11 protein-coding genes are annotated in these 12,204 nt (G+C 35.9%); all 11 read right to left on the bottom strand.

Annotated features, from left to right (window positions below):
* Window positions 1–44: 44 nt before the first annotated feature.
* Window positions 45–1,775, bottom strand: coding sequence for a sensor histidine kinase (locus tag AC4BBR_RS01760; RefSeq protein WP_490460894.1), 1,731 nt, complete (start codon window positions 1,773–1,775; stop codon window positions 45–47).
* Window positions 1,768–2,382, bottom strand: coding sequence for a YesL family protein (locus tag AC4BBR_RS01755; protein ID WP_490460893.1), 615 nt, complete (start codon window positions 2,380–2,382; stop codon window positions 1,768–1,770). Before AC4BBR_RS01755 ends, AC4BBR_RS01760 begins: the two co-directional genes overlap by 8 nt.
* 178 nt (window positions 2,383–2,560) lie before the next feature.
* Entirely contained in the window at window positions 2,561–4,027 is a 1,467-nt protein-coding gene (locus AC4BBR_RS01750; protein ID WP_490460892.1) for an ABC transporter substrate-binding protein, read from the bottom strand.
* A gap of 138 nt (window positions 4,028–4,165) precedes the next feature.
* The gene (locus AC4BBR_RS01745) at window positions 4,166–5,086 is read right to left on the bottom strand and encodes a carbohydrate ABC transporter permease (protein WP_490460891.1); all 921 of its coding nucleotides are present in this window, start codon (window positions 5,084–5,086) and stop codon (window positions 4,166–4,168) included.
* Window positions 5,087–5,101: 15 nt separating this feature from the next.
* Complete coding sequence (locus AC4BBR_RS01740) at window positions 5,102–6,049, bottom strand: ABC transporter permease (protein WP_490460890.1); 948 nt, start codon at window positions 6,047–6,049, stop codon at window positions 5,102–5,104.
* Between the two features lie 335 nt (window positions 6,050–6,384).
* The gene (locus tag AC4BBR_RS01735) at window positions 6,385–7,320 is read right to left on the bottom strand and encodes a D-ribose ABC transporter substrate-binding protein (protein ID WP_490460889.1); all 936 of its coding nucleotides are present in this window, start codon (window positions 7,318–7,320) and stop codon (window positions 6,385–6,387) included.
* 22 nt (window positions 7,321–7,342) lie between these two features.
* Entirely contained in the window at window positions 7,343–8,287 is a 945-nt protein-coding gene (locus AC4BBR_RS01730) for an ABC transporter permease (RefSeq protein WP_490460888.1), read from the bottom strand.
* 2 nt (window positions 8,288–8,289) lie between these two features.
* Window positions 8,290–9,771 carry a sugar ABC transporter ATP-binding protein gene (locus AC4BBR_RS01725; RefSeq protein WP_490460887.1) on the bottom strand — a complete coding sequence of 494 codons (1,482 nt, stop codon included), beginning with the start codon at window positions 9,769–9,771 and terminating at the stop codon, window positions 8,290–8,292.
* Window positions 9,772–9,791: 20 nt separating this feature from the next.
* Window positions 9,792–10,181, bottom strand: a complete 390-nt coding sequence (rbsD, locus tag AC4BBR_RS01720) for a D-ribose pyranase (protein ID WP_490460886.1) — start codon at window positions 10,179–10,181, stop codon at window positions 9,792–9,794.
* Window positions 10,178–11,059, bottom strand: coding sequence for a ribokinase (gene rbsK, locus AC4BBR_RS01715; protein WP_490460885.1), 882 nt, complete (start codon window positions 11,057–11,059; stop codon window positions 10,178–10,180). Before rbsK ends, rbsD begins: the two co-directional genes overlap by 4 nt.
* 79 nt (window positions 11,060–11,138) lie before the next feature.
* On the bottom strand, window positions 11,139–12,098 hold the full coding sequence (locus AC4BBR_RS01710; RefSeq protein WP_490460884.1) for a LacI family DNA-binding transcriptional regulator: 960 nt from the start codon (window positions 12,096–12,098) through the stop codon (window positions 11,139–11,141).
* Window positions 12,099–12,204 lie beyond the last annotated feature (106 nt).

Raw genomic sequence — 12,204 nt, 5'->3', positions numbered from 1 at the left:
CTGCGGTTACTCATCGCAGTATGATTTTACGGTGAAATATAGATTTAATTTTGAGAAATAGGATCATTAAAAGAAAGTTCAATCGCAATGCCTTTTGTTTCATTTAGAGTAATCGTCATCAAAAAAGATGAACCAAAATGAGCTCGTAACCGTTCATTCACATTTTGCAGCCCAATCGAATCATGTAATTCGATCTGTTGACTCGCCAACTTAGTGTGAATCAATTGCAGCTTTTGCAAAGATATACCTTTACCATTATCACGTATTAAAATTTGTATTTGTCCATCTACTAAATGGGCTTTTACACTGATTGCATTGTCTTTTCTGGAAAAATCAATACCGTGAACCAAATAGTTCTCAATTAATGGTTGAATCGAGAATTTCGGTAAAACTAATTCCTTCAACGCTTCATCGATTTCAAAGTGATAAGCGATTCGATCTGGATACCTCATTTGGTATAAGTACACATACTTTTCGCAAAAGCTCAGTTCTTTTTCCAATGTAGTTGTTTTGGCCTGATCCGTATTATTTCTCAGCAATGTTGAGAATGCATACACAACGTCAGCTAGTTCCTCACTGCCTTCACTTAAAGCATACATCCGGATATACTCTAATGTGTTGTATAAAAAATGCGGACTGATTTGAGACTGCAGTGCCCTCATATGAGCATCTTGTTGCTTAATTTCTAGTTTGTAAATATCCGCAATGTACTGTTCAATGTTATCCAACATCGTATTAATACCTTTTGAAAGCTCTTTTAATTCAAATTGCGTCTCCTGATCGTTGATCCGCGTATTCAAATCTCCTTTTGAAACAAGCGCCATCGATCCCATAATAATATCGACTTGTTGAGAATACTTGGTAAATGTTCGATACAATAAATACAATAATAGTGCAATCAAAACGAAGCCGCCTAGGATTAAAATCCGCAAATCAAAAAAAACATGCGTTAAAATTTTTTGTTTAGAAACGGTTACTAAAATATCAACCCCACTTGTTGTTTGCAAGTGCTCCAATATATTGGTTTCCGCTAATTTTCGAATGGGTAATTTTGATGTTTGTTTCATTTTTTGCTGAATCAATTGCTGTTCTGAGATATCATTTTTTTCCGTATAAGTTAATAGCTGATAGCCTGTATTTGAAAATACATACGCGGAAAGTCCTTCAAACGTCGTTAAATGAGTTAAACTATCAACGATATCTTTTTGAGAAAATTCAACATAGAAGCTTCCCAATACTTCTAAAGTTACTGGATTAGTGATTGGATACGCTAAATAGAATTTATTGTTTAAACGTGGAGTGCCACTAATTTTTTTTCCGTTCTTATCTTTAATAGTAGAAAGATAGTAATCATTATAATTATTCAATACCATGATGACTGATTCAATATTGTCATACATTGTATAAAAATTTTGTACTTGGCTAGGTAAAAATAGATAATTCCCCGTTTCCAATTGTTGATCGTAAGAATAATTCAAATAATTTGAAATTGAAGAATCCATGTAACGATTTAAGCTGTTAATCTTCTCTTGGCTATCTGCCAAACTATTTAACATGGTTTTTCCTTGTAAATTTTTATCATTAATTGATCGGCCAATCATATCGACTGCTTCTTGCGCGGTCGTCTCCCCTCTTCCCATCGATTGCCAATAAGTATTCATACCAATACTGACCATACCAATCAAAATTAAGGAAACTAAAATTACGGCATAATTTTTTAGTAATCGGTTTAGCAGTGTTTTTTGGCTAAAGGATGACGATCTTATTTTACGCATGAAATTCCAATCGTTGATCGATCGTTTGCCGCCATGATTTTGTTGCAGTGAAGCTCCAAATTTGAATCATAGAAAATGTTCCAAACAAAATCAACCCTTTGAATTTCCAAGTGATAAGTAAAATCAGACCCATCCCAATGGCAATTTTCAGTAAATTTGTAAAATTAGATAACGTTGAAATAAAAGCTAGTTTCAACAAGTTTTTTAACCCAATGTCATAATAACTATCTAATAATAACGAGTATTGAAAAGTCACAGTCGCATAAACCATTGCAAAAACTAAGAGAAAATCAATCATCAAAAAGGAAAGTCCTTGAATTTGAACTGATAAAAATAGATTGTATACTAATAGTGCCAACAACAAGATCAACGCATAAAAAAGGATATTGCCTCTAACAAAATTCCGCTTAAAACAGCTCCACCCTTCTTTTAAAGTAATTTCCTTATAATTAAACTCATGACTGACAAATAATTCATTCACCGTCTTAAGCGCCGGTCCAACACCTACCACAATCAAACCGCAACAACTAAACAGCCAAAAGAATAAATTTAACTTTACGATGACCCATATCTTAATGAATAACGTTTCTAATGCTTTACCAACCATTCAAATCTTCCTCTCTGCTTCTCTACTAACCATAATAAATAACTATTGTGAATATTCCAAATAAAAAACTACTGCATATAATATATTATGTAGTTTAAACAGAATATTATTTTTCATAAAAGAACCAAGTAAAAACGATGTATCATCGAATCACTTGGTTCCAGCGACTAAGCTTGTTCTATTTTTTCAAAAAGTCATCGTATTGCTTTTGCATTTCAGTCAGAACTTTTTCATAACCCGCATTATCAAGTGCTTCCTTTAATTTAGGAACCGTCTCTTCTGGATCAACAGTTCCTGTGTTTAAACCATCCAGATATTGGCTCATAACATTTGCTATATTACTCATTTCTGTCTTTACATTTGACGTTACAAAATTGAAACCTAATATTGGAGAGCTTTCTGCTTTAGCAATTGATTCGTCACGCTCTTTGATCATTTCTTCAGTGATAGTATCTTGAGTGTATAAAATTTTATTATTTCCAGTATTCCAAGCTGGTAAATGCGTTTTTGGTTTATACCCTTCTAGTAATTTGATCTTGTCCTCCGTATCAGGCACTTTTTCCCAAGCTTCACCTTCGATTCCCCAAACTAATCCGTTGAGTAATTCTGGATCACTATTGAGCTGACCTAAAACTTCTACAGCTTTTTCCTTATTTTTTGAAGTATTTGAGACAACAAAATTAGCCATTTGTGCTTGAGCTGTCGATTTTAGTGGTTTTGTGAATGCTTTCGATACTAGTTCTTGTCCAGCAGCATTACTTAAAATCGTATCGCCATAATCATAAGGTCCTTGTGTTTCTTGACGAATAAACCACGTATTTCCTTCTAAAGGATATTCTGTATTACTCGTTGCGGCATCAGAGGGAATATATCCTGCTTGATACCATTTATGCATCGTTTTTAATGCATTCATAAAATCTTCGCTTTCATACTGATTGACAATTTTATTTGTATCGCCATTTAGATCGACAGCAAACGGATATTCCAGTCCAATCGGAAAGTCATAATCCCCTTGCGCTTTAAATCCTTGACCGATGGCAAAAGCTGCGATAGTTGGCTCTTTTTTATGGAACGTTTTCAAAATGCTTTCTACATCTTCATATGATTCCACATCATCGATTGATAGATCATATTTGTCTAAGTACTGCTTATTAAACGTCAATACTTGTTGCGAATAAACATTAGCATTAACTGGAAATGCGTATAACTTCCCATCAACTAAATTTCCTTTAATATACGCTTCATCCAGCTGATCATAGGCATCTTTCGCAAATTTTGGCGCTAATTCAGTCAAGTCCGCAAAAGCACCTTTTTGTGCATTCGGCACATAGTTATCCGCAAAGGCAATATCATAGTTTTCACCAGAAGAAACGATAACACTCATCTTTTTTTGGTAATCGCCCCAACCAATATATTGGATATTTAATTTAGCTCCCGTTTTTTCTTCGATTCTCTTATTAGCGACTTCCATCAATTCATCATAATTGTCTGGCTTATCACCGATTTGATACATCAATAACGTATTTTCATCCGCTTTTTTACTACTACCACTAGTCTTTTCTTTACTTCCTCCACCACATGCTGTTAAAACACCTAAAAGAATAACTGCTGCACTTAAGCCGACTGCTTTTTTCCAAGTCTTCATTCTTGTTCCTCCTCGTAATTTTTAAATGCTAAACTGAACGTTTAGTTTCTGAGTAATTTAGAAAATCAACGTAAGGTTTCTTTTAATTGAGAAAATATAGCTACTTACTGATGAAATTGTTCTGCAAAACTAGATATCCTATTCTTTCACGCCACCAATCGTTAAACCTTTGACAAAATACTTCTGGAAAAAAGGATAACTAATTGCAATTGGCAAGGTAGAAATAACGACGATTGCCATACGAGCAGATTCACCTGGTATCGCAGCCATCCCACCGGATAATTGATTGCTAGCTCCAGCATTTTGAGTGAGATATTGAATATTATTTTGAATCTTCATTAACAAGTACTGCAAAGGTACTAAGCTATCTTTTTGAATATACAACAGCGCATTGAACCAATCATTCCAATACCCTAAGGCGGCAAATAAGCTAATTGTTGCAATTCCCGGAACAGCTAGCGGTAAAACAATTTGAATAAAAATACGCATCTCGGAAGCACCATCAATCCGTGCTGATTCTATGATCGAATCAGAAACTGAGCGTTTGAAAAACGTACGCATCACAATAATATTAAACGGACTAACTGCCATCGGCAAAATCAATGCCCAAATCGTATCTTTTAACTGAAGTAAATTTGTCATCACTATATAATTTGCAACCATTCCTGGAGAAAATAACATCGTAATCAAACAAAATACGGTAAAGAAACGACGGAATGGAAAATTAGACCTTGAAATTACATAAGCATAAAGTGACGTCGCTGTACTATTAATTAGAGTTCCTACCACAGTCACGACTATTGTCACAAACAACGCTTGGAAGATTTTGTCTTGCATCTGATCAAATAAATAGGTATACCCAAAGAAACTAAAATCTTGCGGCCAAAAACTATATCCGTGTGCCGCTAACGCGGTTTCATTACTAAGTGAAATCGCCACAACAAATAGAAACGGCAACACACAGGATAGTGCAAAAACAGCGATTAATATATTAAAAAATAAATTGACCGGTTTGTTAAATGAACGAATTTCTACTTTCGAAACTGGTTTTTTCCTCAATGTTTTCACTCCTCCTTAGAATAATGCCGAGTCATTATCAAATCGACGAACGATTCCGTTTGTAACCATCAACAAAACAAAACCGACCGTTGACTGATACAAACCAGCCGCAGCTGTCATCCCGATATCTCCTGTAGCAGTCAATCCGTTAAAGATATACGTATCCAAAACAGAGGTGACCTGATACAACGAACCAGAATTTCTTGGAACATTATAGAACAAACCAAAATCTGCTCTAAAAATATTCCCCACAGCTAAAATCGTCAAGATCGTCATTAGAGGTAACAATTGAGGGATCGTTACATTCTTGATTTGCTGCCACTTGCTCGCACCGTCCACCATCGCTGCTTCATAATAAGTAGGATCGATTCCCATAACTGAAGCAAAATAGATGATACTATTGTATCCGATCCCCTTCCACGTTCCAATGAAGACTAAGATAAATGGCCAAAATTTTGGTTCACTGTACCAATTGATTGGCGTGCCTCCTTGACCTACAATCCACTGGTTGAAAATTCCTTTATCTGGACTTAAAAAAGCATACACAAAATACCCAATAATAACCCAAGATAAAAAATACGGCAAAAGAGACATTGTTTGATAGATTTTTACCAAACGCTTATTTCGCAGTTCACTCATTACGATTGCAAAAAATACAGAAATGACAAGGTTTAAGATAATAAACGTCACGTTGTACAACACTGTATTTTTAGTAATCAAAAATGCATCATTAGAAGAAAATAGAAATTTAAAATTATCTAATCCAACCCAAGGACTCGCCTTCAAACTAGCAATAAATCCATCCGGCGAAATATGAAAATCTTTAAACGCTACTACATTAGTCAAAACTGGAATATAAAAGAAAAAAATCATCCATACCATCGCAGGGATTGCCATTAAGATTAACGCTTTATACCGCCAAACATTTGTAAAAAAAAGCGCACTCTTTGACTTTTTCTTCATTTACTCAACTCCTTTCATCAAATTATCTACAACAATATTGTAGCGCTTTCAAGCAAGGATAAGAATAAACAAAATATAGATATTAGTATAGAAAATATAGATTCCATCTAAATAAAACAAACTCAACCACCATTCTTTTACAATACAAGAATTGAGACAAAAATAAGCAGATTTATCAAGATTTCGAATCGCAAATCTTATACATTTCTGCCGTTTCCTAATTACAAGAAGTTCGAACAAAGCATTTTAAATTCACTAATATAAAAAACGCACATCTCTATCCTACCAAATTATCTAGTAGAATCAGAGCGCACGTTTTTTCATTTCTGTGATTTCTATTCTTTTGCTTTCATTAATTCCAATGGTGAATCTATTTTACTTTCCACTTTTTTCCCTTCAAAATGATCATAAGCCGCTTGTAGTGCTAATTTCCCCATTTCAATAGGCTGCTGCGCAACTGTTGCGCCCATCGTTCCGTCTTTCACTGCTTTTACGCCATCTTCATTTCCATCAAAGCCAATAACAAGTACATCCTTTTTACCAGCCGCTTTCAATGCTTCGACAGCACCTAATGCCATTTCATCATTTTGAGCAAACACCGCTGTGATATCTGAATTGGATTGTAACATATTTTCCATAACGCTCAGCCCTTTGGCACGATCAAAATCAGCGGATTGACTTTGTACCACTTTCAGCTCTTTTTCAGCAATATTTTCAAAGCCTTTCCCACGTTCACGAGTAGCTGAAGCGCCTGGCGTTCCTTCAAGTTGAACAACTTTTGCTCCATTACCAACTCTTTCCACGATAAATTTAGCAGCCATTTCTCCACCTTTCACGTTATCAGAAGCAACTAGCGTTACAATATCGCCTCCATCAGAGCTTCTGTCTAGTGCAATCACTGGAATATTGGCTTCATTAGCAGCTTCTACTGCTGGCTGGATCGCTGAAGAATCAACCGGATTGACCAATATCACATCGACGTTTTGTTGGATTAAATCATCAATATCGTTACTTTGTTTTGATGCGTCATTTTGCGCATCGGAAACGATCGTCTTTGTTTTATTTTCATTTGCTAGTGTAGTGATTCCGTCTTTAACTGAAACGAAAAATGGATTATTTAATGTAGAAATACTTACGCCAACTTTTAGATCTCCAGCTTTTTTCCCTTCTACTTTAGTCTCTTCTTTAGACTCATTATTCCCTAGAGTTGCTGCACCGCACCCTGATAAAAGTAATCCTGCTGCAATCATTGAAATAAACAATTTTTTCATAGTCATCTTCTCCCTTATTTAGTTATTTATTTTGTTTTCGGTCTAATAATACTGCGACAATGATTACTAATCCTTTGACGATTTGTTGATAGAAACTGGATACTCCTAATAAATTCAATCCATTATTGATTGTCCCAATAATTAACACACCTATCAATGTTCCAAATAAACGCCCTTTTCCACCTGATAAACTAGTTCCTCCTAACACAACCGCAGCAATTGCATCCATTTCATAAGATTGACCTGCCGTAGGTTGCGCCGAATTTAAGCGAGAAGTGAGGATGATCCCTGAAATCGACGCCATCAATCCCGAAATCGTATAAATGACAATTTGAATTCGATCTGTTTTAACTCCTGCTATTTCTGCGGCCTTTAAATTTCCGCCTACCGCGTAAGTCTTTTTGCCAAATGCAGTTTTATGAAGCAACATATATAATAAGAAGAAAAATACCAACATAACAATAATCGGAAACGGTACACCAAACAAATAGCCTTTGCCCATAAATTGAAAAATAAAACTCTTACCGATTCCTGTAATTGGATTACCATCAGTGTAAACCAGTGTCGCACCACGATAAATCGTCATTGTTGCTAAAGTCGCGATAAATGGCGCCATTTTCCCTTTCGTAATCAAAAGTCCATTGACCATCCCTAAAAAAGCGCCCAAAATCATGCCAAACAGCATCGCTAAAATCGGAGAAATACCGTTAGCAATCAGTCCTGCTGTCAAGGCTCCCGACAAAGCTAATGTCGAGCCCACTGACAAATCAATACCACCCGTCAAAATAACAAAGCTCATACCAAATGCAATCAAGGCATTAATTGATACTTGGCGCAATAGATTCAATAAATTATTGGGTGTAATAAAGCTAGGGTTTAGCACAGTTACAACGATCACTAAAGCGACCAATGCAAGTAATGGGCCTAATGACCCTAAGGCAATTTTTTTCTTTTTTATATTCTCCATGCTCAATTTCCTCCCGTAGCTAAGTTCATAATTTTTTCTTGTGTTGCTTCGCTTTTTAAAACTTCTCCTGCGACTCGTCCTTCTCTAACCACGATGATACGGTCACTGACACTCATTACTTCTGGTAAATCACTGGAAATCATGATGATCGCCACACCACGTTCTGCTAATTCATTCATCAACAAATAAATTTCTCGCTTTGCTCCAACATCTACACCCCTAGTCGGCTCATCTAAAATCAGTACTTGGGGACCTATCCCAATCCATTTAGCTAATACCACTTTTTGCTGATTGCCACCTGATAAACTACTGGCAGGGACATCCTTATTTTCTGCTTTCACTACGAGACGTTTGAGTAATAGCTCCACAAATTCATCTATTGTTTTTTGCTCCAGCAACCCTCGCTTACTAAATTCATCCACTGAAGGAAGCACAATATTATCTTCCAAGCTAAAATCAAGGATCAATCCCTCATCTTTGCGATTTTCCGTTAGAAAACCAATGCCTTTTTTGATTGCCTCAGAAGGCTTATGAATAGTGATTTGCTCTCCATTTAATCGAATTTCTCCAGAGTCATATCGATCAATCCCAAAGATTCCTCTCATAATTTCCGTTCTTCCAGACCCCATTAATCCAGAAAAACCAAGTATTTCTCCTTCTCTAACTGAAAATGAAACGCTCTCAAAAAGACCGGTAGACGTTAGGTTTTTCACTTCAAATTTTATAGCACCGATCGGAGTTGTTTTTTCAGGATAAAAGTCCCCAATGTCACGCCCTACCATATCTCGTACTATTTGGTTCACATCGATCGCTGAAATTTGATGGGTGCTGACTGATATCCCATCACGCATTACTGTAATCCGATCACACAAGGCAAAAATCTCTTCCATCCGATGAGAAATATAAACAATCGCTACCCCGCTATTTTTCAATCCACGAATGATTGTAAATAGATTATCAATTTCCGTTTCTGACAAAGCTGCTGTCGGTTCATCCATAATCAAAACTTTTCCATTCGTCATCAGTGATTTAGCAATTTCCAACATTTGTTGTTGTCCAACAGATAACGTATCCACTTGAGCCTCTAAATTTAATGATATATGCAGTTCATTGAATATCTTCTTGGCTTCTGCAGCCATTGTCTTGTTATCCAATAATCCTAGCTTTGTTTTTAACTCTCGATTAAGATACATATTTTCCAATACTGTCATATTAGAAAACGCATTCATTTCCTGGTGAATAAAGGTTACACCAAATTCTTCTGCTTCTTTGGCATTTTTAAAATAGTGTTCTGTTCCATCAATATAGATTTTTCCAGCATCGCGTTTATGCAAGCCTGTCAAAATATTCATTAATGTTGATTTGCCAGCACCATTTTCACCCATCAACGCATGTATTTCCCCTGATCTTAGTTCGAAATCAACGCCTTCTAATACTTTATTCGTTCCAAAACTTTTACTGATTCCTAACATTTTAACTTCCATGAGATTACTCCTCTCATTTTCTAAAAAATTACCGCTGACTGTAAAATCACATTTGCATAGGGTGTATCTTCTCCAGTTCGAATCACAGCTTTTACTTCTTTGCTAAGTTGTTTAAACTCATCATGAGAAACATACTCAATCTCTGGGAGCCATTCTTTTAGCTGCCTATTTAATTCAACATTGTTCTCCTTGATTTCGGTTGCTAGTATAGCCTTTTCTACAGCTACCTCTTCTAAAATCAGTTCCAAAACAGAATAAAATGAAGGCGTTCCCTGCTTTAAAGAAATATCGATTTGCTTCACTTTTTCAGGAACAGGTAAGCCGCAATCACCAATAATAATCCGATCGGTATGTCTAAGATCATCCACAATTTTAGCAATCTCAGAATTTAGAATCCCTCTTTTTTTCATAAAGTAGCGACCACCTTTTCATACATCGGAATACCGTTTTGGGCACCTTTCGTTTGAATTGCAATGGCTGATGCCGCATTCCCAAGTTTCAGACTTTCTGCAACTGTTAGTCCTTCTAAAATTCCCTTTGCAAAATAACCATTAAAGGTATCCCCCGCACCTGTTGTATCAATGACAGTAGCCACTTTTTGTGCAGGTACGATCACTTCTGCTTCACCATCAAAGAACGCCGCACCTTGATTTCCCAATGTTATGATCAATTTATTCGGATAGTTTCTCAATACTTCTGTTCGTTCTTTATTTCCAAATAGCAGGACTGCTTCATGCTCATTAGGGGTTAAGTACGTCACTTTTTCGATATATTCTTCCGCAATTTCTTTGGCTGGAGCAGGATTGTATAATACCTGAATACGCTGAGTTGTACAAAAATCAATAATATACTCAATCGTTTCTATCGGAATTTCATTTTGCAAAATAACCATTTGCATTTGTTGGAGTTCTTGTTGGTACTGTTTCACAACATCAATGGATAGTCGATCGTTTGCTCCTGGAATAATAATGATCCGATTGTCACCATCCATTACTTGGATATGTGCAGAGCCACTCTCTGCAGTATCAACGGTTTGAATCATATCTGTATTGATGCCATTCTCTTTTAAATTATCGATCAGCGCTTGACCAAAAATATCTTGCCCTACTGCTCCAATCATTGAAACATCTAAACCTGAACGGCTTAAAGCGATTGCTTGATTTGCTCCTTTCCCTCCAAAAAAGGTCTGGAAACTTTCTCCTACCAATGTTTCTCCTTGATTTGGAATGATTTTAGTTGTTACAACAAAATCGGTTGATATGCTGCCAATTACTACTACTTTTTTCATTATTTCATCTCCATCCACGATATGTAACCGGTTACCTATAATCATACATTAACACCTTTCAGCAAGAATGTAAACCTTTTCATCGTAAACTTTCTCCTTTTTGCAACATGACTGGTAAGATTTTTTCTTGCTTTTTCCCTGCTTCTCCTGCTAAAAGCTGTATCATTAATGATGCGGCCGTTTCCCCTATTTCATAAACAGGTTGCTTAATTGTTGTTAATTTAGGATAGGTCATATCTGAAAAAGGAATCCCATCATAGCCCATGATTTGTATGTCTTTAGGAATCGATAAGCCTTTTTGTTGCGCTTTTTGCATAATTTTTAATGCGAGATAATCATTGGAGGCAATCACTGTATCAATATTTTCGTACTCTTTAAAAAAAGTATCTGAAATTTTATCTACTTCATTGACGTTAAATGAACTTGTTTCAAATACTTGGTAATGATCTGTTTGTCCTTTCAAAGCATCTTTTAGTCCTTTCAAGCGCTTCTTCGCACTCTGAAAGGCTAAATCCCCTGTAATAATCAAAATATTTTCAAAGTTCGTCTTTAGAATTTCTTCCCCAATTATCTTGCCACCTAGATAATCATCCGGCAACACTTTATTAAAATCGCCCGCATACACTCTATCGATCCCAACAACCGAAATATCTGTTAAAGGTTCGATTGGCAAGGCTGTGATAATCCCACTCACATTATTTTGGATGAATGTCGTGATATACTGCTGTAGCTGATCTTTTGAATCCGATGTATTTGCTAACAACATCATATAGCCATTTTTAATTAACGTTTCTTCAATACCTTTTGCTAATAAAGGAAAATAGGGATTCGCGATATCAGGTAATAAAACACCAATGATTTTTGATTTTTTTTGAAATAAAGACCGCGCAACTTCGTTTGGAACATAATTTAATTCTCCTATTGCTTCTGCAATTTTTTCCCCTGTTTCATTTCTTACATAGCCATTTTTATTAATATATCTAGAAACACTGGCAACAGATACACCAGCTTTTTTTGCCACATCTTTGATTGTTACCATTTAAGGCACCCCTGTCATGTTTTCTTATATCTTTATTTTAGAGGAAACGCTTGTAAAAAGATAGTTAGACAATAAAATAAAGCCATTGACTACAGATTATGCCTCT

It is taken from the genome of Enterococcus sp. AMC1251 (assembly GCF_058216535.1).
This window is presented reverse-complemented; position numbering and strand designations above follow the sequence as displayed.